Annotated in this window: 26 protein-coding genes; 11 read left to right on the forward strand and 15 right to left on the reverse strand. The window is 67.8% G+C overall.

Annotated features, from left to right (window positions below):
- Window positions 1-112: 112 nt before the first annotated feature.
- Window positions 113-2,257 carry a TonB-dependent receptor gene (locus KF780_10705; GenBank protein MBX3562267.1) on the reverse strand — a complete coding sequence of 715 codons (2,145 nt, stop codon included), beginning with the start codon at window positions 2,255-2,257 and terminating at the stop codon, window positions 113-115.
- Window positions 2,258-2,525: 268 nt separating this feature from the next.
- Between KF780_10705 and KF780_10710 the strand changes: the two genes are divergently transcribed.
- Window positions 2,526-3,626, forward strand: a complete 1,101-nt coding sequence (locus KF780_10710; protein MBX3562268.1) for a serine hydrolase — start codon at window positions 2,526-2,528, stop codon at window positions 3,624-3,626.
- Between the two features lie 40 nt (window positions 3,627-3,666).
- Window positions 3,667-4,245 (forward strand): TetR family transcriptional regulator, encoded by a 579-nt coding sequence (locus KF780_10715; GenBank protein MBX3562269.1) that lies wholly within the window; start codon window positions 3,667-3,669, stop codon window positions 4,243-4,245.
- Here the strand turns inward: KF780_10715 and KF780_10720 are convergent.
- The 7 genes from KF780_10720 to paaI form a co-directional block, all read right to left on the reverse strand.
- A complete protein-coding gene (locus KF780_10720; protein ID MBX3562270.1) occupies window positions 4,233-5,309 on the reverse strand; it encodes a ferredoxin--NADP reductase in 1,077 nt (358 codons plus the stop codon). The two genes, KF780_10715 and KF780_10720, sit on opposite strands and share 13 nt — an antisense overlap.
- Window position 5,310: 1 nt before the next feature.
- On the reverse strand, window positions 5,311-5,838 hold the full coding sequence (gene paaJ / locus KF780_10725) for a phenylacetate-CoA oxygenase subunit PaaJ (protein ID MBX3562271.1): 528 nt from the start codon (window positions 5,836-5,838) through the stop codon (window positions 5,311-5,313).
- Complete coding sequence (gene paaC / locus KF780_10730; GenBank protein MBX3562272.1) at window positions 5,832-6,686, reverse strand: phenylacetate-CoA oxygenase subunit PaaC; 855 nt, start codon at window positions 6,684-6,686, stop codon at window positions 5,832-5,834. The genes paaJ and paaC overlap by 7 nt, the downstream gene beginning before the upstream one ends.
- The gene (paaB, locus tag KF780_10735) at window positions 6,686-6,970 is read right to left on the reverse strand and encodes a 1,2-phenylacetyl-CoA epoxidase subunit B (GenBank protein ID MBX3562273.1); all 285 of its coding nucleotides are present in this window, start codon (window positions 6,968-6,970) and stop codon (window positions 6,686-6,688) included. Before paaB ends, paaC begins: the two co-directional genes overlap by 1 nt.
- The gene (gene paaA, locus KF780_10740; protein ID MBX3562274.1) at window positions 6,967-7,947 is read right to left on the reverse strand and encodes a 1,2-phenylacetyl-CoA epoxidase subunit A; all 981 of its coding nucleotides are present in this window, start codon (window positions 7,945-7,947) and stop codon (window positions 6,967-6,969) included. Before paaA ends, paaB begins: the two co-directional genes overlap by 4 nt.
- 157 nt (window positions 7,948-8,104) lie before the next feature.
- Window positions 8,105-9,307 carry a 3-oxoadipyl-CoA thiolase gene (gene pcaF / locus KF780_10745; GenBank protein ID MBX3562275.1) on the reverse strand — a complete coding sequence of 401 codons (1,203 nt, stop codon included), beginning with the start codon at window positions 9,305-9,307 and terminating at the stop codon, window positions 8,105-8,107.
- A gap of 93 nt (window positions 9,308-9,400) precedes the next feature.
- Window positions 9,401-9,826: a hydroxyphenylacetyl-CoA thioesterase PaaI gene (paaI, locus tag KF780_10750; protein MBX3562276.1), complete on the reverse strand. Its 426-nt coding sequence runs from the start codon at window positions 9,824-9,826 to the stop codon at window positions 9,401-9,403.
- 11 nt (window positions 9,827-9,837) lie between these two features.
- Here paaI and paaG point away from each other — a divergent pair, with 11 nt between their 5' ends.
- The 4 genes from paaG to KF780_10770 all read left to right on the forward strand — a co-directional run bounded on the left by paaG (window position 9,838) and on the right by KF780_10770 (window position 14,114).
- Window positions 9,838-10,617, forward strand: a complete 780-nt coding sequence (paaG, locus tag KF780_10755; protein ID MBX3562277.1) for a 2-(1,2-epoxy-1,2-dihydrophenyl)acetyl-CoA isomerase PaaG — start codon at window positions 9,838-9,840, stop codon at window positions 10,615-10,617.
- A gap of 109 nt (window positions 10,618-10,726) precedes the next feature.
- Window positions 10,727-12,745, forward strand: coding sequence for a phenylacetic acid degradation bifunctional protein PaaZ (paaZ, locus tag KF780_10760; GenBank protein MBX3562278.1), 2,019 nt, complete (start codon window positions 10,727-10,729; stop codon window positions 12,743-12,745).
- A gap of 14 nt (window positions 12,746-12,759) precedes the next feature.
- Window positions 12,760-13,563, forward strand: coding sequence for a glutaminyl-peptide cyclotransferase (locus KF780_10765; GenBank protein ID MBX3562279.1), 804 nt, complete (start codon window positions 12,760-12,762; stop codon window positions 13,561-13,563).
- Between the two features lie 41 nt (window positions 13,564-13,604).
- On the forward strand, window positions 13,605-14,114 hold the full coding sequence (locus KF780_10770; protein MBX3562280.1) for a hypothetical protein: 510 nt from the start codon (window positions 13,605-13,607) through the stop codon (window positions 14,112-14,114).
- Here KF780_10770 and KF780_10775 read toward each other — a convergent pair.
- From KF780_10775 to KF780_10785, 3 genes are read right to left on the reverse strand one after another with little or no spacing between them, the layout of a single operon-like run.
- A complete protein-coding gene (locus KF780_10775; protein MBX3562281.1) occupies window positions 14,111-15,343 on the reverse strand; it encodes a 2-oxo acid dehydrogenase subunit E2 in 1,233 nt (410 codons plus the stop codon). The genes KF780_10770 and KF780_10775 overlap by 4 nt on opposite strands.
- A gap of 3 nt (window positions 15,344-15,346) precedes the next feature.
- Window positions 15,347-17,434 (reverse strand): pyruvate dehydrogenase, encoded by a 2,088-nt coding sequence (locus KF780_10780; GenBank protein MBX3562282.1) that lies wholly within the window; start codon window positions 17,432-17,434, stop codon window positions 15,347-15,349.
- The gene (locus KF780_10785) at window positions 17,427-18,620 is read right to left on the reverse strand and encodes an aspartate/tyrosine/aromatic aminotransferase (protein MBX3562283.1); all 1,194 of its coding nucleotides are present in this window, start codon (window positions 18,618-18,620) and stop codon (window positions 17,427-17,429) included. Before KF780_10785 ends, KF780_10780 begins: the two co-directional genes overlap by 8 nt.
- Window positions 18,621-18,748: 128 nt before the next feature.
- On the opposite strand from KF780_10785, the gene KF780_10790 reads away from it, so the two are divergent.
- Complete coding sequence (locus KF780_10790; protein ID MBX3562284.1) at window positions 18,749-19,219, forward strand: Lrp/AsnC family transcriptional regulator; 471 nt, start codon at window positions 18,749-18,751, stop codon at window positions 19,217-19,219.
- A 4-nt stretch (window positions 19,220-19,223) separates the two neighbouring features.
- Here the strand turns inward: KF780_10790 and KF780_10795 are convergent, their stop codons facing one another.
- Window positions 19,224-20,063 (reverse strand): helix-turn-helix transcriptional regulator, encoded by an 840-nt coding sequence (locus KF780_10795; protein MBX3562285.1) that lies wholly within the window; start codon window positions 20,061-20,063, stop codon window positions 19,224-19,226.
- A 207-nt stretch (window positions 20,064-20,270) separates the two neighbouring features.
- On the opposite strand from KF780_10795, the gene KF780_10800 reads away from it, so the two are divergent.
- Complete coding sequence (locus KF780_10800; protein MBX3562286.1) at window positions 20,271-20,651, forward strand: BlaI/MecI/CopY family transcriptional regulator; 381 nt, start codon at window positions 20,271-20,273, stop codon at window positions 20,649-20,651.
- A 19-nt stretch (window positions 20,652-20,670) separates the two neighbouring features.
- Here the strand turns inward: KF780_10800 and KF780_10805 are convergent, their stop codons facing one another.
- The 3 genes from KF780_10805 to KF780_10815 all read right to left on the reverse strand — a co-directional run bounded on the left by KF780_10805 (window position 20,671) and on the right by KF780_10815 (window position 22,350).
- Entirely contained in the window at window positions 20,671-21,321 is a 651-nt protein-coding gene (locus KF780_10805) for a cytochrome b/b6 domain-containing protein (protein ID MBX3562287.1), read from the reverse strand.
- Window positions 21,318-21,812, reverse strand: coding sequence for a cytochrome c (locus KF780_10810; protein MBX3562288.1), 495 nt, complete (start codon window positions 21,810-21,812; stop codon window positions 21,318-21,320). The genes KF780_10805 and KF780_10810 overlap by 4 nt, the downstream gene beginning before the upstream one ends.
- A 145-nt stretch (window positions 21,813-21,957) precedes the next feature.
- Window positions 21,958-22,350, reverse strand: coding sequence for a glycine zipper 2TM domain-containing protein (locus KF780_10815; protein MBX3562289.1), 393 nt, complete (start codon window positions 22,348-22,350; stop codon window positions 21,958-21,960).
- Window positions 22,351-22,566: 216 nt separating this feature from the next.
- Here KF780_10815 and KF780_10820 point away from each other — a divergent pair, with 216 nt between their 5' ends.
- Genes KF780_10820 through KF780_10830 form a run of 3 tightly spaced genes read left to right on the forward strand, consistent with a single transcriptional unit; the run spans window position 22,567 to window position 25,263 of the window.
- Window positions 22,567-23,778 (forward strand): toxic anion resistance protein, encoded by a 1,212-nt coding sequence (locus KF780_10820; GenBank protein MBX3562290.1) that lies wholly within the window; start codon window positions 22,567-22,569, stop codon window positions 23,776-23,778.
- A 16-nt stretch (window positions 23,779-23,794) separates the two neighbouring features.
- On the forward strand, window positions 23,795-24,544 hold the full coding sequence (locus KF780_10825) for a hypothetical protein (protein ID MBX3562291.1): 750 nt from the start codon (window positions 23,795-23,797) through the stop codon (window positions 24,542-24,544).
- Complete coding sequence (locus KF780_10830) at window positions 24,541-25,263, forward strand: hypothetical protein (protein MBX3562292.1); 723 nt, start codon at window positions 24,541-24,543, stop codon at window positions 25,261-25,263. Before KF780_10825 ends, KF780_10830 begins: the two co-directional genes overlap by 4 nt.
- Window position 25,264 lies beyond the last annotated feature (1 nt).

Genomic DNA, 25,264 nt, shown 5'->3' on the forward strand with positions numbered 1-25,264 from the left:
CCTTCCAAAGAGTCGGGATTGGGGTGATCCCGTCTATGGAAGGAGTCTGTCCCGCAAGCTTGTCGGCGACAACCGAAAAGTGTCGCAGATTGTCTTGCCCGTCTGCCCGGCTTCAGAAGCTGATCCGCGCTGCGATCCGCAGATCCCGGCCTGCCAGCGGCACGAAATCCTTGGTGAAGGAGGCATGGCGGCGCGCCTCGACATCGAAGATATTGTCGGCCGACAGGATCAGGCTGGTCGGATTGTCCTCGCCCCAGGGCCGCCAGGTCAGCGACGCGTTGACCAGGGTGAAGCCCGCGGTCGGATTCTCGAAATCGCTGATCCTGTTCTGTGCGAAAGCGCGCTCCACCTCGACGCGCCCGTCGAACGCAGCCGAGCTGGCCTCGAGGCCGCCTTTCAGCCGCAGCGGCGGGATGCGAGGCGCCGGACCGCCATTGTCGGCGATCGTCGCGCGCACATAATCGGCGACGCCGTCCGCCGACAGGCGCCACCCTTCATGGCGGGCGAGCACGATCGAACCGCCCAGCTCGAAGCCCCAATAGGTCGCGTCGCGCTGCAGGTAACGGAAGACCGGAAGATCGTCCTCCTCCTCGCCGGTGGCGAGCTGGAAGATGTAATTGTCAAACTTGCTGGCATAGAGCGTGGCGGTCAGCCGGTAGGCGCCGGTCTGCGCGCGCAGGAACAACTCGCCGCCCAGGCTGCGCTCGGTGGCCAGCGTCGGATCGCCCAGCTCGAATGCCTGGGTCGCGATATGCGGGCCGTCGGAGAACAGTTCCTCGGCCGACGGCGCGCGCGCGGCGCGGGACAGATTGGCCCCGAACCGGACATTGGGCGCGACCTCGTAGGAAGCACCCGCCGCCAGCGAAAAGGCGTCGAAGTTCCGCTCGATCCCCAATGCGGACGCCCGCACCGAAGTGCGGTCGTAACGCAGCGCGCCTTCCACCTCGAACGGCCCCAGCTCGACTTCCTGGAGCGTGAAGAGGCCGATCTGCGACGTCGTGTTGGGCGGCACGAACGCCTCCTCGCCGATCGCGTTGAAGTCGCGCACGAAGAACTGGCCGCCGATCACGCCGCGCCAGCCGCCGCGATTGTTCTGCACCGCTTCGAACCGGCCCTCCATGCCCTGGGTCCGGAATACGGTGCCGATCTCGGCGCCCTCGAATTCGGTATGCTCGTAATCGGCGGCGGCGAGCCGGACACGCAGGCGCTCCAGGAAGCCCTCGCCCAGCATCAGCTCGCCGCGCAGGTCGGCACGATATTGCCGCATCTGGATCGAGACGGCCTCCGCGCCATGATCTTCGTCGTCATGACCTTCATCGTCGTCGTCATGCGCATGTTCGGCGCCGGGCCGCATCGGCACGCCGTAGCGGCTGTCGAAGATTCCGAAGGAGACGCCGAGACTGCCGCGCTCGCGGATCAAAGCGAGGCCGGCGCCCGCCGTCCAGGTCTCCGTCGCGCTGTTCGGCAAACGGCCGCGCAGCCCGGCCAGCGCGCGCGCCTCGGCCGCTTCTTCCGGATGACCTTCCGCTTCCTCCTCGGCGGCGATCTCGAGCTGTTCGGCGCGCAGCTCCGGAGAGAGGACGAAGCCGCCGACGCGCATGTCGTCGCTGCGCCGATAGCTGCCATCGACATGCAGGACCACGCCGCCATCGCCGACGGGCAGATCGATGCCGGCGCCGGCGCTGCGCTCGTCCGCCGCCGAGCCGTAGGCGGCGACGCCATCGATATGGACGGGATCGTCCGGCACGGTGCGCGGGATGCGCCGGTCGAAGACGTTGACCGCGCCGCCGATCGCCTGGCCGCCGAACAGCAGCACCGCCGGCCCGTGCAGCACCTCGACGCGGTCGGCGGTGATCGGATCGATCGTCACCGCATGGTCGGTCGAGGTGTTGGAGACGTCGATCGAGCCGATGCCGTCCACCATCACGCGTACGCGCTCGCCCTGGAAACCGCGCAGCACCGGCCGCGACGAGCCGGGCGAAAAGGACGTCGCCGAAACGCCCGGCAGGCCGGCCAGCGTATCGCCGAGCTGCGGGCGGATGTTGCGGACGAGCGTGTCGCCCGACAGCGATACCGCGCCGGCGAGCAGATCGAGATTGCGCACGAACGGCGCCGTGATGACGATCTCTCCGCCCTGATCCTCATGGACATGATCGCCGGCGCGCGACGCCTCGGGCGGGCGCTGGCCAGCCTCTTCGGCATAAGCGGGCGCAGCGACGAGCATGGAGGTGACGAGTAAGCAGGCAACGCGGCGCATGACGGCTCCAAAGCTGAATTCACAATGTCGCCGCCGCTGCTATCCGATATGATACACTATATCAATCCCGGGATGATGTTATATTGTCATCTGCTCGTCGCGCCGGGCCAACGGCTCGTCGATCCGTGCCGGCCCCGGACTGCAACCTTGCAACGCGCCGATTCGTCCTGCCGCGCCCAGAACACGGCTTGTCTCGATAAGTCGATGATTCATATGGTGGAAATACTTGGTTCTGTAACAATAGCGGCCAGGGCAAGGGCGTTTGGAGATGCGAATGACGGGCGGGGCGGCATATTGGGCGCGCAGGATGCGCATGCTGGGGCTGGCAGGACTGGCCCTTATCGCCACGACCCCTCATGCCAATTCCGCCCAGGCGCCTGCCCGCATGGCCGCGTCCGCCGAGGCGCCGACCCAGGCGCAACGCATTCTCGACTCCCGCATCCGCGAACTTGGCCGCGGCTTCGACGGCGCCGTCGGCATCGCCGTGCGCGAGATCGACAGCGGCTGGACCGCCAGTTGGCGTGGCGAGGATTATTTCCCGCAGCAGAGCGTCAGCAAGTTCTGGGTGGCGCTGGCCGCGTTCACGGCGATCGACGCCGGCATGCTCTCGCCGGACGACCGGGTGACGATCCGCCGCGAGGACCTGACCTTGTTCCACCAGCCCGTCGCGGCCGAGGTCGGCGCCAGCGGCTACACGACCAGCCTCGACAATCTGATCTTCCGCGCGATCACGCAAAGCGACAACACCTGCAACGACAGCGTGCTGCGCACCGCCGGGGGGCCGGAGGCCGTCCGGGACATGCTGACGCGGCACAATCTCCAGGGCATCCGCTTCGGCCCGGGCGAGCGACTGATGCAGAGCCAGATCGCCGGCCTGCAGTGGCAGCCCGGCTATTCGGTCGGCCGCGCTTTCTACACCGCGCGCAGCGCCGTTCCCGAAAGCCGCCGCCGCGAGGCGTTTCAGGCCTATGTCGCCGATCCGATCGACGGCGCGACGCCGGTCGGGCTGGTGGACGGTTTGGCCCGGCTCCAGCGCGGCGAATTGCTGTCGCCGCGCTCGACCGCGCGGATGCTGTCGATCATGCAGCAGACCCGCACAGGGCGGCAGCGTCTGACCGGCGGCCTCGCTCCGGGCTGGCGGATCGGCCACAAGACCGGCACCGGCCAGGTGCTGGGCGCCACCCAGGCGGGCTATAACGATATCGGCATCCTCACCGCGCCGGACGGCCGCCATTATGCCGTGGCGGTCATGATCGGGCGCACCTCCGCCCCGGTGCCGCAGCGCATGGCGCTGATGCAGGATGTGACCCGCGCGGTGATCGCCTATCATGACAACCGAAGCGCGGGCGGCTTCGGCGGCAGCCGCTAAGTCTGGCGGAGGCCGCGCCGCCGCGCCATAAGGTGCGCGTATGGCGAGGCCCCAATCCCCCGATTACGACAAACGGCGCGAGGCGATTCTCGAGGAGGCCGCGCACCTTTATGCGCGGCGCGGCTTCCCGGGCGCCTCGATCGCCGATCTCGCCAAGGCGGCGGGCACGTCCAAATCGCTGATCTATCATTATTTTCCGTCGAAGGACGACATTCTCCACGAGACGATGGCCGCGCATCTCGACGCGCTGGTGTCGGCGGCGGACGACGCCACCCGCGCCGGCACCGCCGAGGACAAGCTGCGCGCCCTCACCCGCGCCTTCATGCGGCTCTATGTGGGCGCGCAGGACAGCCATAAGGTGCTGCTGAACGAGCTCGACAACCTGCCGCCCGCGCGGCGTGCCGAGGTGGTCGCCAAGCAGAGGCGGATCATCGCGGCGGTCGAAGCGCTGATGTGCGAATTGCGCGGCACGGACGCGGACGCGCTGCCGGTCGCCATGCTGTTCTTCGGCATGATCAACTGGACCCACACCTGGTTCCGCCCGGGCGGAACCCTCACCGCCGACATGCTGGCGGACATGGCGGTCGCCATGGCGCTGAACGGCATTCAGCCGTCGTAATCGAGCTCGACGCCGGCGCCTTTCGGCACGGACTGGCAGGTCAGCACATAGCCCGCCGCCACTTCCTCATCGGTGAGGCCGTAGCGTGCCGCCATCTCGACCTCACCGGAGACCACTTTTGCCCGGCAGGTCGCACAGACGCCCGCCTTGCAGGCGAAGGGCGCGGGCAGGCCGGCGAGCCGCGCGGAATCGAGGATGTTGCCCGCCGCCGCGTCGAACGGCACCCGGCGCTTGCGGCCGTCCAGCGTGACCGTCATCGCCAGCCCCGCCGCCTCGCGCGACAGCTCGGCGAGCTGGGCCTGCAAGGCTTCGGGCGGGCGATCGGCGGTGAAGCGCTCCAGGTGGATGCGCTCTTTCTCCACGCCCTTCGCCAGCAGTGCCTGCTCGGCGGCGTCCATCATCGGGCCGGGGCCGCAGATGAAGAAGGCGGCGGCATCTTCCGGAGCGATCAGCGTGCTCAGGATCTCGTCGCATTTGGCGCGATCGAGCATGCCGTTGAACAGATCGATATCCTCCGCCTCTTCGGCAAGGAAATGATGGACTTGCAGCCGGTCCATGAAACGGTTCTTGAGCTGTGCCAGCGCTTCCAGGAAGATGATCGAGCCGCTGTCGCGATTGCCGTAGAAAAGGGTGAAACGGCTCTCCGGCTCGGTCAGCAGCGCGGTCTTCAGCAGCGACATGACCGGGGTGATGCCGGAGCCGCCGGCGAAGCCGACATAATGATTGGCCGCCGCAGGATCGAACTCCCAGGTGAAGCTGCCATGCGGCGGCATCACGTCGAGCCTGTCACCGGGCTTCAGATTGTCGTTCGCCCAGTTGGAGAAGGCGCCGCCCGCGATCCGCTTGACCGTAACGGTCACGCAGCCGTCCTGCGGCGCGACGCAGAGCGAATAGTTGCGGCGCAATTCTTCACCTGAAATCTGAGCTTTCAGCGTCAAATGCTGGCCGGGCTTGAATTTGAAGGCGTCGCGCAGCGCCTCGGGAATGGCGAAACGGATCGAACGGGCGTCCGCCGTCTCGTCGATCACATCGGCGATGGTGAGTTTGTGGAAACCGGCGCTCATCTCAATGGCACTTGAACAGGTCGAACGGCTCCAGGCAGGCGCGGCAGCGCCACAGGGCCTTGCAGGGGGTGGAGCCGAAGCGGCTGACCTCCTCGGTCTGGGTGGAGCCGCATTGCGGGCATTCGACCGCGCGCGTGCCGGCGGGCACGGGCGGCGCGATGCCATAGGCCTTGAGCTTGGCCCTGCCCGCCTCGCTGATCCAGTCGGTCGTCCAGGGCGGCGACAGCGTGGTCTCGATCGCGACGTCGGCGAAACCCGCTTCGTCGAGCGCGGCGCGGACCATCGTCTCGATAACGAAGGTGGCGGGGCAGCCGGTATAGGTCGGCGTCAGCACCACGCGGTCCGGCGAGACGTCGCGGACGATGCCGAGATCGACGATGGAGACGACCGGGATTTCCGGATCTGGGACGGAGTCGAGGACGCGCCATATTTCGTCACCCCGGCGAAGGCCGGGGTCCAGACTCCCTTCAGCCTGTCGGGCTGGACCCCGGCCTTCGCCGGGGTGACGGATTTGGACTGCGGCTACCATGTCGCGTCCGGATAGGTGCGGGGCAGGAACTGCATCACTGCCAGCAGATGGCCGAGATGCTCGCCATGATGGCCGCGCCGGCCGCCGAAAATGGGGCGCTGGTCCTTGGGCGCTTCCAGCGTCGCCTCCGCCAGCACGGCGGCGATGCGGGCGTCATAATCGGCGCGGAAGGCGCTGACGTCCGCGCCGATCCCGCGCGCGGCAGCTTCGGTCGCGATCTCGTCCATCTCGAACAGCTCAGGCACGAAACGCCACATCCAGTCGAGCCCCGCCTCCATCCGGCTCCGGCTCTCCTCGGTGCCGTCGCCCAGGCGGATCACCCATTCGGCCGCCAGCTCGGCATGATAGGTGACTTCCTTCACCGCCTTGGCGGCGATCGCGGCGATGGTCTCGTCGCTGGAGCCGCTCAGCCGTTCGAACAGCAATTGCTGCCAGGTCGAAAAGAGGAATTGCCGCGCCATCGTCTGGGCGAAATCGCCGTTCGGCTGTTCGACCAGCCAGCAATTGCGGAAATCCAGCACGTCGCGCCGGAAGGCGAGCGCATCGCCGTCCCGCCCCTGCCCTTCGGCGGCGCCGGCGGCGTTCAGGAAATGCGTCGCCTGCCCGATCAGGTCGAGGCCCATGTTCGCGAGGCTGAGATCGACCTCGACGCTGGGCGCATGTCCGCACCATTCACCGAGCCTTTGCCCCATGATCAGGCTGTCGTCGCCGAGGCGCAGGAGAGTGTCGAACAGCACTGCATCCGTTCGGGCTGAGCTTGTCGAAGCCCTGCCCTTCTCTTCTGCCTCAAGGCAGGACAGCCCTTCGACAAACTCAGGGCGAACGGGTGAAGTTTCGGTGCCAGCCATCAAATGTGCGTGATCCCATCCGGGATGTCGTAGAAGGTCGGGTGGCGATAGACCTTGTCGGCGGCGGGATCGAACATCGCGGCGTCATCCGACGGATCGGACGCGACGATCGCGGCGGACGGGATGACCCAGAGGCTCACCCCCTCCTGCCGCCGCGTATAGGTGTCGCGGGCGTGGCGCAGCGCTATCTCGGCATCCGGCGCGTGGACGGAGCCGACATGCCGATGCGACATGCCGCCCTTCGCGCGCACGAACACTTCCCAGAGCGGCCAGTCCTTGCTCACGCCGCCTGCCTCGCCGCGCGCTTCTCGGCATGAGCGACGGCGGCCTCGCGAACCCAGGCGCCGTCTTCCCACGCCTCGCGGCGGGCCTTCATCCGCTCCTTGGCGACCGGCCCCTCGCCGCGCACCACGGCGTAGAATTCCTCCCAGTCCACCGCGCCGAAATCGTAGCCGCCCTTCGCCTCGTTCCATTTGAGATCGGGATCGGGGACGGAAAGGCCGATCGCGTCGGCCTGCGGCTTGGTGATGTCGACGAATTTCTGGCGCAGCTCGTCATTGGTGTCGCGCTTGATCCGCCAGCGCATCGACTGGGCGGTGTTGGGACTATTGTCGTCGGTCGGGCCGAACATCATCAGCGAGGGCCACCACCAGCGGTTCAGCGCATCCTGCGCCATCCGCTTCTGCTCCGCCGTGCCGGCGGCGAGATGCATCATGATCTCATAGCCCTGGCGCTGGTGAAAGCTCTCCTCCTTGCACACGCGCACCATCGCGCGGGCATAGGGGCCGTAAGAGGTGCGCTGGAGCGGCACCTGGTTCATGATCGCCGCGCCGTCCACCAGCCAGCCGATTGCGCCGATATCCGCCCAGGTCAGCGTCGGGTAGTTGAAGATGGTGCTGTACTTGGCCTTGCCGGAATGCAGCGCCTCGATCATCTCCTCCCGGCTCGTGCCCAATGTCTCGGCGGCCGAATAGAGATAGAGGCCGTGTCCCGCCTCGTCCTGCACCTTGGCGAGCAGGATCGCCTTGCGCCTGAGCGACGGCGCCCGCGTGATCCAGTTGCCCTCCGGCAGCATGCCGACGATCTCGCTGTGCGCGTGCTGGCTGATCTGCCGGGTCAGCGTGCGCCGATAGGCCTCCGGCATCCAGTCCTTCGGCTCGATGAACTCGTCCGCGGCGACCCGCGCCTCGAACGCGGCGAGCCTGTCCGGATCCTCGATCGCCTCGACCCGCTTCGTCTTGCTCAGCTCGGTGGTGTACATGCAGCCTCCTGAGCTTGGTTCCTACCATTAATCGACCGATCGGTCAATGAATCGCTTAATCTGTCATTGCGAGCGGAGCGAAGCAATCCAGCGCAGCCTCCGAAGCCCACCGGGTTGCCGCGTCGCTACGCTCCTCGCAATGACGACGAGAGGCACATCACACCCGCTCGATCACCAGCGCGATCCCCTGCCCCACGCCGATGCACATGGTGCACAGCGCATAGCGGCCGCCGGTGCGGTGCAACTCCTCCGTCGCGGTCAACGCGAGGCGGGCGCCGGACATGCCGAGCGGGTGGCCGAGCGCGATGGCGCCGCCGTTCGGGTTCACGTGCGGCGCGTCGTCGGCGAGGCCGAGGCGGCGCATCACGGCGAGGCCCTGGGCGGCGAAGGCCTCGTTCAGTTCGACCACGTCCATGTCGCCGATGGTCAGGCCCAGCCGGGCGAGCAGCTTCTCACTGGCCGGCGCCGGGCCGATGCCCATGATGCGCGGCGGCACCCCGGCGACGGCGGCGCCGAGGATGCGGGCGCGCGGAGTGAGGCCGTTGGCCTTCGCGGCCTCCTCCGAAGCGACGATCAGGGCGGCGGCACCGTCATTGACGCCGGACGCATTGCCGGCGGTGATCGTGCCGCCTTCCTTCACGATCGGCTTCAGCTTGCCGAGCGCCTCGGCGCTGGTCTCGCGCGGATGCTCGTCGCGATCGACGACGAGGGGATCGCCCTTGCGCTGCGGGATCGACACCGGCGCGATCTCGGCGGCGAGCCGGCCATTGGCCTGCGCGGCGGCGGCGCGGCGCTGGCTTTCTGCGGCGAACTTGTCCTGATCCTCGCGGCTGACGCCGAACTCCCCGGCGACATTCTCGGCGGTCTCCGGCATCGAATCCACGCCGAACCCGGCCTTCATCAGCTTGTTGACGAAGCGCCAGCCGATCGTGGTGTCGTACATCTCCGCCTTGCGATCGAACGCGCTGGCCGCCTTGGCGACGACGAAGGGCGCGCGGCTCATGCTCTCGACGCCGCCGGCGATGAGGAGGTCCCCCTCCCCGGCCCGGACCGTGCGCGCCGCCATCGCCACCGCGTCGAGGCCGGAGCCGCATAAACGGTTCAGCGTCACGCCGCCCGCCGTGTCGGGCAGACCGGCGAGCAGCCCCGCCATGCGCGCGACGTTGCGATTGTCCTCGCCCGCCTGATTGGCGCAGCCGTAGATCACGTCCTCAACGGCCGCCCAGTCCACCTTCGGATTGCGTTCGATCAGCGCCCGGATCGGATGCGCCGCCAGATCGTCGGCCCGGACCGAGGACAGGCTGCCGCCATAGCGCCCGATAGGCGTGCGGATCGCATCGCAGATATAGGCCTGGGTCATATCGCTCCCTTCACGTCATTGCGAGCGCAGCGAAGCAATCCAGCTTCCTACGCCACCTGGATTGCTTCGTCGCTACGCTCCTCGCAATGACGGTCAAGGAGCAATCACCTCGCCGCCAAGCGTGCGGCTATAGCCCTGAAATTCCGCGATGGCGCGCCCGTCAGCCCCGCGCACGCTCACCTGATAGACGCCGGAGCGCCCCGCCGTCGCCGCCTCGCGCGCTTCGGCGATCAGCGTCTCGCCCTCGCGCGCCGCGTCGAGGAACACGATCGAGGCCTGCGCCGCGACGGTGCGGACGTTGCGGCTGTTACAGGCATAGGCGAAGGCGGTGTCGGCCAGCGCGAAGACCATGCCGCCATGGGCGATGCCATGGCCGTTCAGCATGTCCGCCCGCAAAGTCATGCGGATGCGCGCATAGCCCTCGCGCGCTTCCTCGATCGCCACGCCCCAGGCCGGGCCGGTGCCTTCCGCCGCCAGCATCGCGCGGGCGACCTTGTCCGCCAGTTCGTTTGCGCTCATGAACAGCGGCCATGGCTTACGAAACGATCGACTTCAAGCTGGCGGACGGCATCGCCCGCCTGACGCTGAACCGTCCGGATCGGCTGAACAGCTTCACCGTGCAGATGCACGAGGAAGCGGCCGACGCGCTAGGCCGGCTGGATGACGCGCGGACCCTGGTGCTGACCGGCGCGGGGCGCGGCTTCTGCGCGGGGCAGGACCTGAACGACCGGGCGGTGGCGCCGGGCGAGGCGGTCGATCTCGGCGAGTCGGTGGAGGTCAGGTACAATCCGCTGATCCGCCGGCTGACGTCGCTGCCCATCCCCGTCATCGCGCGGGTGAACGGCGTGGCGGCGGGCGCGGGGGCGAATATCGCGCTGGCCTGCGACATCGTGATCGCGGCGAAAAGCGCCAAGTTCATTCAGAGCTTCGCCACGATCGGCCTCATTCCCGACAGCGGCGGCACCTGGGTGCTGCCCCGGCTGGTCGGGCAGGCCCGCGCGCTGGGCCTGGCGCTGACCGGCGAACCGCTGGAGGCCGAACGCGCCGCCGAATGGGGGCTGATCTGGAAGGCGGTGGAGGACGACCAGCTCGATGCCGAAGTGGACGCGCTCGCCCAGCGTTTCGCCGCCGGGCCTACGCGGGGTCTGGCGAAGATCAAGCAGATGATCCGCGAAAGCTGGCACCAGACTCTGGACGTGGAGCTCGACCGCCAGCGCGACGCGATGCGCGAGCTCGGCTTTTCCGAAGATTATCGCGAGGGCGTGGCGGCCTTCATGGAAAAGCGGAAGCCGAATTTCACGGGGAAGTGATCAAAGACCGTCATTGCGAGCGAAGCGAAGCAATCCAGAACAACGCCCGAGGCCCGCTGGATTGCTTCGTCGCTATGCTCCTCGCAATGACGGCGGAGAGGATGGACAAATGAAAACGCTGAAACTCCTGAACTACGCCGCCGGCCAGTGGGTGCCGGGCATGGGCGATCTGGAAGAAGTCCGCAGCGCGGTCAACGGCGAGGTGGTGGCGCAGACCGGTGCGGCGGGGCTCGATTATACCGGAATGCTGGACCATGCCCGCAAGGTCGGCGGCCCCGCCTTGCGCAAGCTGACCTTCCACGAGCGCGCCCATATGCTGAAGGCGCTCGGCAATGCGATCATGGCGAAAAAGGAGGAGCTGTACGAGCTTTCCTTCGCCACCGGTGCGACGCGCAGCGATTCGTGGATCGACATCGAGGGCGGCGCGGGGACGCTCTATTCCTTCTCGTCCAAGGGCCGGCGCGAGCTGCCGAACGGCCATGTGCTGGTGGACGGGGCGATGGAGCCGCTGTCCAAGGGCGGCAGCTTCGTCGGCCAGCATGTCTTCACGCCATTGCAGGGCGTGGCCGTCCACATCAACGCCTTCAACTTTCCCGTCTGGGGCATGCTGGAGAAGCTCGCCCCCACATTGCTCGCCGGTGTTCCGGCGATCGTGAAGCCGGCCAGCCAGACCGGCTATCTGACCGAAGCGGCGTTCCGGATCATGATCGAAGCGGGCGTGCTGCCGCCGGGCGCGATCCAGCTGCTGGTCGGCATTCCGGGCGACCTGCTCGATCCGCTGACCTGCCAGGACGTGGTGAGCTTCACCGGCTCCGCCGCGACCGCGATGAAGCTGCAATCCCATCCGGTGATCGGCCGCGAGAGCGTGCGCTTCGTCGCGGAGCGCGACAGCCTCAACGCCTCGATCCTCGGCCCGGACGCCGGACCCGGCACGCCGGAATTCGACCTGTTCGTGAAGGAGGTCGCGCGCGAGATGACGACGAAGGCGGGGCAGAAATGCACCGCCATCCGCCGCGCCATGGCACCCGCCGCGCATCTCGACGCGGTGCAGCAGGCGCTGGCAGACCGGCTGGCGAAAATACGCATCGGCGATCCGCGCGAGGAAAGCACGCAGATGGGCGCGCTGGCCAGCCTCGCCCAGCGCGACGCGGTGCGCGCAGCGGTGGCGGAGCTGGCGAAGTCGGCGCGGATCGTCGCGGGCGACCCCGACGCCGATCCGGTGCCGGGCGACGGCGCCTTCATCTCCCCCATCCTGCTGCGCTCGGACGAGCCCTGGGGCGCGGCGGCGGTGCACGACGTGGAGGCGTTCGGACCGGTCTCGACGCTGATGCCGTACCGCGATCTCGACGACGCCATCGCCCTTGCCAATCGCGGCATGGGCAGCCTCGCGCTGTCGCTCTTCACCCATGACAGCGATGCGGCGCGCGACTTCGTGCTGGGCGCCGGCGCCTATCATGGCCGGATGGTGATCCTCGACCGCACCTCCGCCAAGGAATCGACCGGCCACGGCTCCCCCCTCCCCGTCCTCGTCCATGGCGGTCCCGGCCGGGCCGGCGGCGGCGAGGAGATGGGCGGCGTGCGCGGCGTGAAGCATTATATGCAGCGCACCGCGCTCCAGGGCGGGCCGGAAGTGCTGTCGAAGATCGTCGGCCAGTGGCTGCCGGGCGCGGAGAAGCCGACCGGCGACATCCACCCCTTCCGCAAGCGCATCTCCGAACTCGACATCGGCTACACGCTGAAGACGGCGAGCCGCACCGTCACGCTCGAGGATATCGAGCATTTCGCCCATTTCACCGGCGACACCTTCTACGCTCACATGGACGAGGAAGCGGCGAAGGCGAATCCGATCTTCGACGGCCGCGTCGCGCACGGCTATCTGATCCTTTCCTTCGCCGCCGGCCTGTTCGTCGATCCCGATCCGGGCCCCGTCCTCGCCAATACCGGGCTGGAGACGCTGCGCTTCCAGACGCCGCTCTATCCGGGTGATTCCATGCGGGTGGAGTTGACCGTGAAATCGAAGAGCGTGCGCGATGCCGAGAAGGGCGAGGTGCGCTGGGCGGTCGAAATCTTCAACCAGAAGGACGAACCGGTCGCGACCTACGAACTGATGACGATGAACGCGCCCTGATGTATCGCGGCGCGATGCGCTTCCTGTTCCTTCCCCTCCTCGCCCTCGCCGCCTGCGGGCAGGCGACCGCGCCGGCCGCTCAGAGCCAGGCGCCGGTCGAGGCCGCCGCCGCCTCGCCCGCGCCGATCCAGGGCTATCGCGTCGTCAACGTCTTCCCGCACGATCGCGCCGCGTTCACGCAGGGGCTATTCTGGCTGGACGGCCATCTCTACGAGAGCACCGGTCATATCGGTCAGTCGACGATCCGCCGGGTCGAGCTGGAGACGGGCCGGGTGCTCCAGTCGATCCACATTCCGTCGAACCTGTTCGGCGAGGGGATCGTGAACTGGGGCGACGAGATCGTCTCGCTCACCTGGCAGGACCAGATCGGCTTTCGCTGGGACCTGCGCACGTTCGAACGGCGCGGCGAATGGCGCTATGCCGGCGAAGGCTGGGGCCTGACCCAGAACGGCCGCGACATCATCATGAGCGACGGCACCGACCAGCTCCGCTTCCTCGACCCCGAAACGCTGGCGGAGCGCCGCCGCCTCGACGTCACCGACGCCGGCGCGCCGGTCATGCGCCTCAACGAGCTGGAATGGGTGGACGGCGAGATCTACGCCAATGTCTGGCTCTCGACGATGATCGCGCGGATCGACCCGGAAACCGGTCACGTCAAAGGCTGGATCGATCTAAGCCCGCTCCACGCCGAGGCGGCGAGCGGCCGCACCGACGACGTGGTCAACGGCATCGCCTGGGACGCCGAACGCCGCCGCCTGTTCGTCACCGGCAAGAACTGGCCGCGCCTTTACGAGATCGAGGTTCTACAGACGCGCTGAGCTTATTTGGCATTGCGCGGAACCGGGCGTAAGATGGGCCGTTGATCGCGATCAACGGGGAGGCGCACATGCTGTTCGTCATCCGCTTTTCGGCCCTCATTCTCGCCGCACTCACCTTCGGCCTGTCCTTCGCCTACATGCTGGCGTCTGGGCCCCGCATGGCCTGGACGCCGGAATTGTGGATCGGCGCCATGGCCGGCGGCGGCCAGGCTGCCCTGATCGGGCTCGTCACCATGATCGTCGATCCGCTGGCGGTGCTTGCGGCCGCCCTGGTCGCCTATCTCGTGCGACGGCGCGGGCCCGTGATGACGATGTCGCTCGCCGCGGCATTGCTGCTCACGGCTGCCCTGGCCTGGTGGTTCGTGACCGTGCAGCCGATGAACGAAGCCATGGCCGCCTGGCCGCGCGGCGCGGTGCCGGCCGATTTCGAGGCGGTGCGCGCGCAATGGGAGAGCGGACACGCGGTCGCGGCGGTGCTGAAGGCGCTGGCCTTCGCCGCCCTCGCGTTCAGCGTTCTGCTGGAAACCGACGGGCGCACCGTCCGCCGCTAGTCGATCGGCCAGCCCTCCAGCAGCTCGACGAAGCGGCTGAGCCAGGCGTTGGTCTGGTGGCCGTCCACCACGCGATGGTCGATGGTGAGGCTGACATAAGCCATCGGCCGGATCTGGATTGCGTCCACCCCGCCGACCTCGCGCACCACGACGCGCTTCTCCAGCTTGCCGACGCCCAGGATCGCCGATTGCGGCCCGTTGAGGATGATCGGCGCGGCGAAGAGCGAGCCGGAAACGCCGTGATTGGAGATGGTGAAGGTGCCGCCCTTCACATCGGCGGCGGTGAGCTTCTCCTTGCGCGCCTTCTCGACCAGCACATCCAGCCCGGCGGCGATGCCTTTCAGGTTGAGCTGCTGCACCTTGCGCAGCACCGGAACGATCAGCCCCTTGTCGCCCAAAGCCGTGCCGACGCCGATATCGATGTCGTCGTACAGCTCCAGCCGGTCGTCGTGCCAGCGGCTGTTGATCGCCGGCGCGACCTTCATCGCCTCGGCCGCGGCGGCGACCAGATAGGCGGTGTAGGTCAGCTTCACGCCCTTCTTCGCCCAGGCGTGCTTGTGCGCGGCGCGGTGGGCGGCGATGGCGCTGAAATCCGCCTCGAACACCGCCGTCACATGCGGCGCCTCCTGCAGCGAACGCTGCATGTTGCGCGCGATGGCGAGGCGCATCCGGTCGTGCGGCACGAAATGGGAGCGGATATCTCCCGTGGCGGCCGGGACGACGCCCTCGACCGGCACCTTGACGCCGCCCTCGACGGCACGGTCCACGTCGGCGCGGGTGATCCGCCCGTCGCGGCCCGTGCCTTCGATCGCCGAGGGTTCGAGCTTATGCTGGCGCAGCGCGCGCTTCACCGAGGGGGAGAGGCGCGTTTCCCCACCACCCGTTCGGGCTGAGCCTGTCGAAGCCCTGCCTTTTGCTTCCACAGCCGAAAGAGAAGAATGGGGTTTCGACAGGCTCAGCCCGAACGGAGGTTGTTGCGCTTCGATTGAAACGTCACCGCCCGGATCGATCCGCCCCAGCACCGCCCCCGGCACCGCCTCGGCATCGCCCGCCAGCACGATCTCGGCCAGCACGCCGGAGGCCGGCGCGGGGACCTCCATCGCGACCTTGTCGGTCTCCAGCTCGACCAGCGGGTCGTTCTCCTCGACCCGCTCGCCCACCTGCTTCAGCCAGGCGCGCACGACCGCCTTGGTGCCTTCCTGCTCCATCGGCATCAGCACGTCGATCATGGCCTAGAAACCCACCAGCTCGTCGATCTTGGCGCGGATGCGATCGACCGAGGGCACCGCCCATTCCAGCAAAGCCGGATTGTGGGGGCTCGGAATGTCCGGCATCGTCACGCGGGCGACCGGCGCGTCGAGGTCGAGGAAAGCCTCGTCGGCGACCACGGCAGCGATCTCCGCGCCGAAGCCGCCGGTGCGCAGATCCTCGTGCACGATCAGGCAGCGGCGGGTGCGCGCGACCGATTCCAGCACCATCTCCCTGTCCCACGGCATAAGCGTGCGCAGGTCGATGACGTCCGCCGACACATGCTTCGCCGCTTCCTCGCAGCGCGGCACCATCGCGCCCCAGGTGACGATCGTGATCGCATCGCCCTCGCGCGTCTTCCGCGCCTTGCCGAAGGGCAGGACGAAATCGTCGCCCGGCCAGGGCCGGCGCGCCCACACATCGTCCAGCATCGCGCGATGCTCGAAGAAGACGGTGGGATCGTTGCCGCGCAGCGCCGCGCGCAGCAGGCCCACCGCGTCCTCGGCATTGCTCGGCGCCGCGACGCGCCAGCCGGGATTGTGGACGAACTGCACCTCGTTGGTCTGGCTGTGCCAGGGATCGCCGCATTTGAAGAAGCCGACCGGCATGCGCAGCACCATCGGCGCGGCGAAGCGGTTGTGGGTGCGCCAGCGCATCGTGCCGCAATCGTTGATCTGCTCCAGCGCCGGCTCGGCATATTTGCGGAACTGGATTTCGGGCACCGGCAGCAGCCCGGCCAGCGCCAGGCCGACGGCGCGGCCGATGATCCCCTCCTCGCTGAGGCTGGTGTCGAACACCCGCGCCGCGCCATATTTGTCCTGCAGGCCGAGCGTCACCGCATGGACGCCGCCCTTCGGCCCGATATCCTCGCCGAACAGCAGCATGCGCGGGTTGGCCGCCAGCTCCTGATCGAGCGTGCGGCGGATCGCCGTCACCATGTTGATGCGCTGGCCCTCCGGCCGGGGGGCGTCCGTCGCCTCTGGCGGCTGGTAGCCATGCGCCCATTGCCCGCCCATAAGCTGCATGTCGCCTTCGAAGAAGACGTGGGAGGTGACGCTTTCCGGATCGGAGACGCCGCGCGCCTCCGCCTCATCTCGCGCCTTGCCCACCTCGGCTTCGGCGGCGGCGGCGATCGCGTCCCATTCGGCCTCGTCCATCACCGATCCGACGAGGTACGACTTCAGCTTCGGCAGCGGATCGCGTGCCCATTCGGACTTCACGAAATCCTCGTCCTTGTAGGTCTGCGTGTCCTGGAAACTGTGCCCCTGCAGGCGCGGCACGGTAAGGCGCAACAAGGCCGGCCCCTGCCCGTTCCGCACATGCTCGCTCGCCTCGGCGATCAGCCGCGCCGCCTCGGCCGGCTCGGTGCCGTCGCCGGAGACGATCTTCAGATTCCGGAAGCTGCCAAGATTGCGCGCGATGTCGCCGCCCGGCGTCTGGAAGGTGGACGGCACCGAAATGCCGTATTGATTGTCCTCGACATAGAAGAGCATCGGCAGCTTCTGCGTCGTGGCGATGGTGAGCGCCGCCCAGAAACCGTTGGTGGCGCAGGAGGCGTCGCCGCCCAGCACCACCGCGATCGCGCCCCGATAGGCCGGATCGCCCAGCACGTCGCGATAATAGGTGATCGCCTGCGCCCAGCCGGCGGTCGGCGTATATTGCGCGCCGACCCCGCCGCACATCGGCAAGGCCGGGCAGCCGTTCGGGTTCGGATAGTTGAACACCACGCCGATGTCGCGGCCGTCCGAATAGCCCCCTTCCCGGCCCATGCCGGAGCCCAATGCGTCGGCGAGCGGCACGCCGAGCGAGAGCAGCAGCGGGCGCGAGCGGTAATAGCCGCAGGCGCCGTCATGGGCGTGGGACAGGCGGCTGCCCAGCATGACCTGCGCCATGTCGTGCCCGCGCGCGCTGAACTGGTAGAGGACCTTGCGCTCCGGGACGAGCCGCTCCTCCTCGAGCCGATCCATCGCCCGGCTGACCTGGACGAGATGCGCGATGCGCCGCCAGTCGAAGGCGGGGTCGGGCGCATTGGCCCGGCCCGGCGGTTTGCGACTGGCGAGGGCCTCAGCCATCGAGCTCCCCGACGACCGCGGCGGCGAAATGATCGACATTGCCGTCCGACAGCCCCACGACGTTGAAGCGGCCGGAGCCGGCCATGTAGATGCCGTGCTTCTCGCGCAGGTTCAGCACCTGCTGCGGCGAGATGGGCAGCATCGAGAACATGCCCTTCTGCCCGGCGATATAGGCCAGGCGCGGATCGAAGGCGGCGAGCCGGTCGCGCAGCGAGCGGATGCGCGCACCCATCTCGACGAGCTGCGCGCGCCAGTCGGCGGCGAGGTCGGCGTCATCGAGGATGATCCGCACCGCCGCCGCCATATGATCGGGCGGCATCGACCACATGGTCCGCGCCAGGCCGAGCAGATTGCCCAGCACCTTCTGCGCGCCCGCCGCGGTCGGCATCTTCACGAACAGGCTACCGAGCCGGTCGCGGTAGCAGCCGAAATTCTTGTCGCAGCTCTGCGCCACGATCGCCTGCTCGGCGGCCTCGACGACCAGTCTCGTGCCCGCCGCGTCGGCCTCCAGCCCGTCGCCCAGCCCCTGATAGGCGATGTCGATGAAGGGGATCAGCCCGCGCCTGGCGACGATGTCGGCGACCGCTTTCCACTGATCGAGATCGAGGTCAGCGCCGGTCGGATTGTGGCAGCAGCCGTGCAGCAGGACGAGATCGCCCGCCTTCGCGCCATTAAGCGCGTCGGCCATCGCGTCGAACAGGATGCTGGTCGCCGCCTTGTCGTAATAGGGATAATCGACCATCGCGACGCCGGCGGCACCGATCAGCGGCTCGTGATTGGGCCAGGTCGGCGTGCCGACCAGGATGCGCGCCGATGGATCGGCCTTGACGATCAAATCGGCGCCCAGCCGCAGCGCGCCGCAGCCGCCCGGCGTCTGCACGCCGACGATGCGCTCGTCGCCCACCGCGTCCGCGCCGAACACGATCGGCTTGATCAGCTCGACGAAGCGCGGATCGCCCTGCGAGCCCAGATAGGATTTGGTGTCCTGCGTTTCCCACAGGATGCGCTCGGCCGCCTTGACCGCGCGCAGGATCGGCGTGCCGCCGGCGCTGTCGCGATAGACGCCGACGCCGACGTCGATCTTGCCCGGGCGCGGATCGGCCCTGGCGAGCGCGATCAGCGCAAGCAGCGCGTCGGCCGGCTGTTCCTCCAGCCGGCTCAGCAATGTCGGCCGTTCGCCCACCATGACCCCCTGTTCCATGCACGCCTCCATGGCCAGCGGTCTAACCTAGCCGGAGGAGCGCGCAAAGGCTTGTCAAATTTGATGCGAAAGCGCGATTGTATGAAATGTTCATTTCATGATAATGCAGTTTTATGATGGAAGAATTTCACATGGATGCGGTGGACCGCCGCATCGTTCGCGCGCTTCAGCGCGATGCGAGCCTCAGCCACGCCGCCCTGGCCGAGACGGTCGGCGCCTCGGCCGCCTCGGTCTGGCGCCGGGTGCGCAATCTCGAGAAGGAGCAGGTGCTCGGCCCCTCCGTTCGCCTCGCCAGCGCGGAGCGGCTGGGGCGCAGCGTCAATGTGATGTGCCAGGTGCGGATGACCCGCCAGACGATGGACGCGCGCGACGAGTTCGAACGGTTCATCGCCGGGCGCGAGGAGATCGTCGAATGCTATGCCATGTCGGGGGAGTGGGACTATCTGCTGCGCATCGCGGTCAAGGACGTGGCCGATTACGACCGCTTCATCCGCCAGGGCGTGCTCGCCCATCCCAGCGTCGCCAACGCCGCCAGCAATTTCGCGCTGCGCCAGGTGAAGTACACCACTGAAATCCCGGTCTGAGGCCTCAGCCCCGGCGGCGTTCCGTCGCCCAGAGCTGGGGCGGCTTGCCGTAATGGCGACGGAAGGCGTGGCTGAGCGCGACCTCGTCGGAATAACCGGTCAGATCCGCGATCTCGATCAGCGAGTGATTGTCCGAGATCAGCAGCGTCGCGGCGCGCTCCAGCCGCAGCTTGCGGTGATAGGCGATCGGCGCCTCGCCGAAGGCCAGTTTGAAATAACGGGCAAGGTGGAATTGCGAGAGGCCGGCGACGGAGGCCAGTTCGCCCAGCGCCACGCTGCGGTCGTCATTCTCGTGAAGATGGCCGCGGGCACGTTCCAGCCGCTGGAACAAAGTCCGTCGGGTGGACACCTTCACGGCGGTCAGCCGGGCCATCGCGGCCTGGCTCTCGTGCAGGGGGCTTTCGATCGCGGCGGTGACGGTGCGCACCAGATTGTCGGCGAGGCGATGGCCAAGCCGCGGATCGCGCGCGATCCGGCGGCCATATTCCTCCAGCACGCGGCCCATGCCGCTGGTGCGGGTCGACAGGACGAGCGAGCGCCCAAGCAGATGCGCATGGCCGCTTCCCGCGACCCCGGGCTCCCCGCGCGCGGGCAGGATCACGCACATCCCCGTCATGTCGCCGCGATGGGAAGCGATGCAATTGGCCCCGCTGTCCAGATAGAGGAACTGGCCCGGCCGCACCCGCAGCATCGCCCCGTCCACCTCGTAGCGGCACTCGCCTTCCAGCACGATCTTCAGCGACGGATTCCTCGCGCCAAGCGGCGAGCTGCCGCCCTTGAGTCGCGACAGCACGAGCTTGCCGACATCGCTCGGCGTACGAGGCGCCTCGAGATGTTGATCCATGATCGTGAAAGAGCTCGACATTTTAACCTGTGTGTTATTTCGATACATCACCTTGCCGGCGCGAATATGAACCGCGCATGACTGGCTACAAATGTAGCAGGATTGCCTTGCGAATTCGCAAGATCGATCAGCCCTTTCGCAACAGCGATCATGCCGGAACCGGCATGATCCTCCTACCCTCGCCTCCGGAATTGGTCGGAGCCGAACATGATTCACCGATTGCCCAGGCGGGAGCGCGAGGTCGCGGAGATCATCTATGCGAAAGGCGAGGCGAGCGCCGACGACATCTGCCGGGCGCTCTCCGATCCGCTCAGCAATGCCGCGGTGCGCTCCATGCTGCAGCGGATCGCGGCGAAGGGCATGATCCGGCGACACAAGGTCGGGCGGAAATTTCTCTATAGCGCGGTGCGCCCCTGCCGCCTCGCGCGCGAAGCGGCCTTGCGCCGCATCAGTCGCGACTATTTCGATGGCTCGCTGGCATGCGCTGCGCGGGCACTGGCCGAAATGATGCACCGGGAAAGCACCGCGCCCGGCATCGCGGCCGCGATTCCACGGCACGATGCCGTCGGCGGCATCGCGCGGCGCTAGGGGACTGGCCGCGCGCTGCCTAGGTCAGCATGCCGGTTTGGATCGCGACAGCCGCCGCGACAGCCGCGGCCGCCCAGAATCGCCAGACGGGAGCGGGTCGCATCGGCACCGCGTCCGCAGGTGCATCTCCTTTGCCGAGCAGCATGGCGCGCACCAGATTGCGGCGGCGGACGATCAGGTAGAAGAGGATTGCCGCCACATGCAGCGCGATCAGCACGAGCAGGACATCGAACAGATCGTGGTGCAGTTCGGTAAGCCGCTCCGACGCATCATAGCTCACGAAATGCGCAAGCGGACCGGAGGCCAGCCCGTCCTCGTCCACCGCGAACAGGCCGAGCCCGACCTGGGCGGCGAGCACAGCCAGCATCGCGATCACGCTGAGCGCGCCAAGCGGACTATGCCCGGCAGACGGTGCGCCGCGCCCGGCAATCTGGTCGCGCAGCGCGCGCGGTCCCTTGATGAAACCGGCGAAACGCGCGGTCGAGCCGCCGGTCACGCCCCAGAGCAGCCGGAAGACGAGCAGGCCCAGCATCGCGATCCCGGCGGGGATGTGCAGATCCATCCGGCCTTCCTGTGCGCTCCACCACAGGAACGGGATCAGCGGAACGATCGACCAGTGGAAAATGCGGGTCGGCAAATCCCAGATCGGGATATGGACGACACGCTTCATTCCTGTTCCGGCGCCCGAAAGCGATCGTGACAGTTGCGGCAGGCCGGTCCCAGATCGGGTTGCAAGGTGCGAATCGCATCGAGGTCGCCCCCGCCGGCGATCGTGCTGAACTCCTGGCTGGTCGCGACGAAACGCGCGGCGGCCTCGCCGAAACCTTCCTGGTCCGTCCAGATTTCGGGCCGGGCTCGGGTCCTTATTCCTGATTCCGGGCCGCTGCCGGCGGGAAACCAGGTCAGGATTTGCGGCGCGAGGTCGGCAAGGCGGCGCGCATTGCCCTGGATTTCCCCGACGGCCGGATTGCGCGCCTTGAGCTGATCGCCGATCGCTTTGGAAAGGCGCGCCATCTCTTTGTAATGCGCCTGGCGCGTGCGGATCGTGCCGGCGACGCTGTCGTCGCCCTCCACCGCGTCGGTCTCGTTCGAGGCAACGGGTGACTGTGCGCCGTTGCAGGCCGCAACGCCGGCCAGCGCCAGCACAGTGATCCCCATCATCGCTAGCCTTCGCATCCGCTTGAACCTCCGTCGTAATCCGGACGAGGCCCTTCATAGGAGACGCCCCGGCCTGGGGGAAGGTCGGGGCGTCCTGTGCTCCGATCCGGCGAGGGGTCACGCCGAATGCGAAGGGCTTGTCGCCGGATTAGCGGCAGCGGCGGCCGCCATCGCGGTCGATCTCGCGGCCGATCAGGCCGCCGACGACGGCGCCGATGATCGTGCCGGCGGTGCGGTCGCGGCCGCCGTCGATCGCCCGGCCGGCCAGTGCGCCCGCCGCGCCGCCGATGATCAGGCCGGTCGTGCCGTCGCTGCGGCGGCAATGATAGCGCCCGTCGCGCCCGCGCCAGGTCGGCCCGTGATAATAGCCGCGCTGGTCGTAATAGCGGGCATAGGCGCGCCGGTCGCGATAGTCGCGGCGATCGTAGCGGTCGTAACGATCGTAACGGCTCTGCGCCTCCGCCGTCGCGCCGATGGTAGGAACGGTGACGGCCGGAACCGCCATGAGGGCGGCAGCGGTGCCAAGAACAAGGGTACGCATGACAAACTCCCTTCGAGTCCTGCGCGGGAAACAGACATCCGCGTCTGATTCGAGTTCTACGCCTGTTGGGCTGAGCCGGTTCTGAATCGATGGGTTAGGCGGCGTTCAGCTTGACAGCAGACCCGGGTGACTTATCGAAATAAGACACGTTGTCCCTTGCGCTCGGCCCCGCGAAGCCCCAATCTCGCTCGAAACCGCAAGGAACGGGGACGAAGCATGGCCACGCAGACCGAAACGCAGACCGGGACCGAAGGCGCGCCGACGCTGACGCTCGATCCGCCCCAGCCGCTCCAGTCGCTGCAGCCCGAGCAGGCGGCCGGCCTCGTCCCGCTGAAGGACGACCAGAAGAGCCAGCTCGAGGAGCGGGTCGACAAGTTCGTCGCCGACCTGGTCGCGCTCGACGCCAATTCGCCCGATTTCGGCAAGAAGGTCGATCAATTGACCACGATGGGCCGCAAGGAGATCGCGGAAGCCGCCGGCCATTCCAACCGCTTCCTCGACCGGCCGGTGAAGGCGATCGACAAGGACACCGGCATCGGCGCCAACCTCACCGAGCTCAGGAAGACCGTCGAGGGCCTCGATCCCGGCCGGGGCGTGAAGCCGCGCAAGCTGTTCGGCATCATCCCCTGGGGCAATTCGCTGCGCGGCTATTTCATGAAATATCAGTCGGCGCAGACCCATATCTCGTCGATCCTCGCCGCGCTCGCCAGCGGCAAGGACGAGCTCCTCATGGACAATGCCGCGATCGACGTCGAGCGCGCGAACATGTGGAAGACGATGGGCAAGCTGGAGCAGATGATCCACATCTCCAAGGCGCTCGACCAGAAGCTGGAGGACACGGCGGCGGAGCTCGACGCCACCGAGCCGGCCAAGGCCAAGGCGATCCGCGAGACCGCGCTCTTCTACACCCGCCAGCGCACCACCGATCTGCTCACCCAGATGGCGGTGACGGTGCAGGGCTACCTGGCGCTCGATCTGGTCAAGAAGAACAATGTCGAGCTGGTGAAAGGCGTCGATCGCGCGTCCACCACCACCGTCGCGGCGCTGCGCACCGCCGTCACCGTCGCCCAGGCCCTGACCAACCAGAAGCTGGTGCTGGAGCAGATCACCGCGCTCAACACCACGACGGCCAACATGATCGAGAGCACCGGCGACCTTCTGAAGCATCAGTCGGGAGAGATCCACCGCCAGGCGGCGAGCTCGACCATCCCGCTGGAGACGCTGCAGCGCGCCTTCCAGAACATCTACGACACGATGGACACGATCGACAAATTCAAAATCGAGGCGCTCGGCACGATGAAGCAGACGGTCGAGACTTTGGGCAAGGAGGTCGAGAAGAGCCGCGGCTATATCGCCCGCGCCGAGGGGGTGGCGCAGAACCAGCTCTCCGGCCCCAGCGAATCCCCGCTGACCGCGCTCGAGGGCTGAAGGGAGCGCGCCGCCCATGCCGGACCATCCGCGCAGCGTCGATCAGGCGATCGCCCGCTTCGAGGAAGTGATGGGGCGGATCGACCGCACCGCATCCTCGCGCACGGCGGCGGACCGCGCCGCCGATCGCGCGCGGACCCGCCATTATGCCAGCCAGGTCGCCCGGCGCGCCACCAATGTCGGCATCGCGCTCGGCGTGGTGCTGCTCGGCGCGATCGTCGCCGGGATCGTGCTGAACGGCATCGGCATCACCGGCGTCTTCATCGTCATGGCGCTGATGTTCCTGGCCGTGATCGTCTTCTCGCTCTGGTCGGGCGAGCGGCCGATCGTCGAATATAAGGATTCGATGCCGAACAAGGCGGTGGTGCAGCGGCTCGACAGCCTGCTCGGCCGCAAGCGCGCCGCCCTCCCCGCGCCCGCCGCCAGCCGGCTCGACGCGATCAGCGCGCAGCTTCCGCTGCTGGAGAACCGGCTCGCCGAGACCGCGACGCTCGATCCGCTGGCGCAGGACGCGCGCCGGCTGATGGGTCGCCATCTGCCCGAACTGATCGAACGCTACGAGCGCGTCCCCGCGCAGTATCGCCGCGACCGCGACGGAGAAGGTCTGACGGTGGACGAGCGGCTCGTCCAGGGGCTCGACGCCGCGCGCGTCGCCCTTGACGATCTCGGCCGCAAGCTCGCCCGCGAGGATCTCGACGCGTTCGAGACGCAGGGCCGTTTCCTCGAAAGCCGCTACAAGGAAGACGGCGGCATCAAGAGCGAATGAGCATGGCGTTCGAGCTGGAACGAATCCTCTACGACACCGAGGATTTCCTGCGCCGCAGCCTCGGCTCGTCCGCCGCGCGCGAGGCGAAGAAGCGCAAGGCCCGGCGCGCCTGGGAAGAAGCGCTCCGCCGCACCCGCCGCGCCGGGCTGATCTTCGTCGCTCTGGTCGGCCTGCTGATCGCCTGGAGTCTGTTCGCCGCGGTGCCGCTGCTGACCTGGATCGTCGCGCTGCCGACCATCTTCCTGTTCGCGCTGATCAGCCTCTTCTGGCCGAGCCGCCGGACGCGCCGGCAAAGCGATCCGCGCCGCCCGATCGATCTCGGCACGCTGGCCGCGCGCGCCGAGGAAGGGCTGCTCGACCGGCGCCGCGAGCTGCCCGGCCGCGCCTTGCCCGCCGCCGACCGCATCCTGACCCGCCTCGCCGAGCTGCAGCCCGATCTCGCCATGCTCGACCCCGGCTCCCCGGTCGGCGGCGACGCGCGGCGGCTGATCGGCGAGCATCTGCCGCGGCTGGTCGATACCTATCTGGAGCTGCCCGCCAGCACTCGCGCGCCGGGCTCGGAAAGCAGCAAGCGCTTCGGCGAAAGCCTCGACATCGTCGCCGGCGAGCTCGACCATCTCCTCGACCGCGCCAGCAGCGACCGCCATCTCAGCTTCCAGACCCAGAGCCGCTTCATCGAAACGCGTTACCGCGAGGACAAGAGCCTGCGCGGCGACTGAG

The organism is Sphingomonas sp. (genome assembly GCA_019635535.1).
Lineage (GTDB): Bacteria > Pseudomonadota > Alphaproteobacteria > Sphingomonadales > Sphingomonadaceae > Allosphingosinicella.

Coding starts and splice junctions, on each gene's coding strand:
- paaG (MBX3562277.1), top strand. CDS start 9,838: ATGGCTTACGAAACGATCGACTTCAAGCTGGCGGACGGCATCGCCCGC.
- KF780_10805 (MBX3562287.1), bottom strand. CDS start 21,321: ATGAAGCGTGTCGTCCATATCCCGATCTGGGATTTGCCGACCCGCATT.
- KF780_10815 (MBX3562289.1), bottom strand. CDS start 22,350: ATGCGTACCCTTGTTCTTGGCACCGCTGCCGCCCTCATGGCGGTTCCG.
- KF780_10775 (MBX3562281.1), bottom strand. CDS start 15,343: ATGATCGACGTGCTGATGCCGATGGAGCAGGAAGGCACCAAGGCGGTC.
- KF780_10830 (MBX3562292.1), top strand. CDS start 24,541: ATGAGCATGGCGTTCGAGCTGGAACGAATCCTCTACGACACCGAGGAT.
- KF780_10710 (MBX3562268.1), top strand. CDS start 2,526: ATGCGAATGACGGGCGGGGCGGCATATTGGGCGCGCAGGATGCGCATG.
- paaZ (MBX3562278.1), top strand. CDS start 10,727: ATGAAAACGCTGAAACTCCTGAACTACGCCGCCGGCCAGTGGGTGCCG.
- KF780_10715 (MBX3562269.1), top strand. CDS start 3,667: ATGGCGAGGCCCCAATCCCCCGATTACGACAAACGGCGCGAGGCGATT.
- KF780_10800 (MBX3562286.1), top strand. CDS start 20,271: ATGATTCACCGATTGCCCAGGCGGGAGCGCGAGGTCGCGGAGATCATC.
- paaA (MBX3562274.1), bottom strand. CDS start 7,947: ATGTACACCACCGAGCTGAGCAAGACGAAGCGGGTCGAGGCGATCGAG.
- KF780_10790 (MBX3562284.1), top strand. CDS start 18,749: ATGATGGAAGAATTTCACATGGATGCGGTGGACCGCCGCATCGTTCGC.
- KF780_10765 (MBX3562279.1), top strand. CDS start 12,760: ATGCGCTTCCTGTTCCTTCCCCTCCTCGCCCTCGCCGCCTGCGGGCAG.
- KF780_10780 (MBX3562282.1), bottom strand. CDS start 17,434: ATGGCTGAGGCCCTCGCCAGTCGCAAACCGCCGGGCCGGGCCAATGCG.
- KF780_10825 (MBX3562291.1), top strand. CDS start 23,795: ATGCCGGACCATCCGCGCAGCGTCGATCAGGCGATCGCCCGCTTCGAG.
- KF780_10795 (MBX3562285.1), bottom strand. CDS start 20,063: ATGGATCAACATCTCGAGGCGCCTCGTACGCCGAGCGATGTCGGCAAG.
- paaI (MBX3562276.1), bottom strand. CDS start 9,826: ATGAGCGCAAACGAACTGGCGGACAAGGTCGCCCGCGCGATGCTGGCG.
- paaC (MBX3562272.1), bottom strand. CDS start 6,686: ATGGCTGGCACCGAAACTTCACCCGTTCGCCCTGAGTTTGTCGAAGGG.
- KF780_10810 (MBX3562288.1), bottom strand. CDS start 21,812: ATGATGGGGATCACTGTGCTGGCGCTGGCCGGCGTTGCGGCCTGCAAC.
- paaJ (MBX3562271.1), bottom strand. CDS start 5,838: ATGGTAGCCGCAGTCCAAATCCGTCACCCCGGCGAAGGCCGGGGTCCA.
- KF780_10720 (MBX3562270.1), bottom strand. CDS start 5,309: ATGAGCGCCGGTTTCCACAAACTCACCATCGCCGATGTGATCGACGAG.
- KF780_10820 (MBX3562290.1), top strand. CDS start 22,567: ATGGCCACGCAGACCGAAACGCAGACCGGGACCGAAGGCGCGCCGACG.
- KF780_10785 (MBX3562283.1), bottom strand. CDS start 18,620: ATGGTGGGCGAACGGCCGACATTGCTGAGCCGGCTGGAGGAACAGCCG.
- pcaF (MBX3562275.1), bottom strand. CDS start 9,307: ATGACCCAGGCCTATATCTGCGATGCGATCCGCACGCCTATCGGGCGC.
- KF780_10705 (MBX3562267.1), bottom strand. CDS start 2,257: ATGCGCCGCGTTGCCTGCTTACTCGTCACCTCCATGCTCGTCGCTGCG.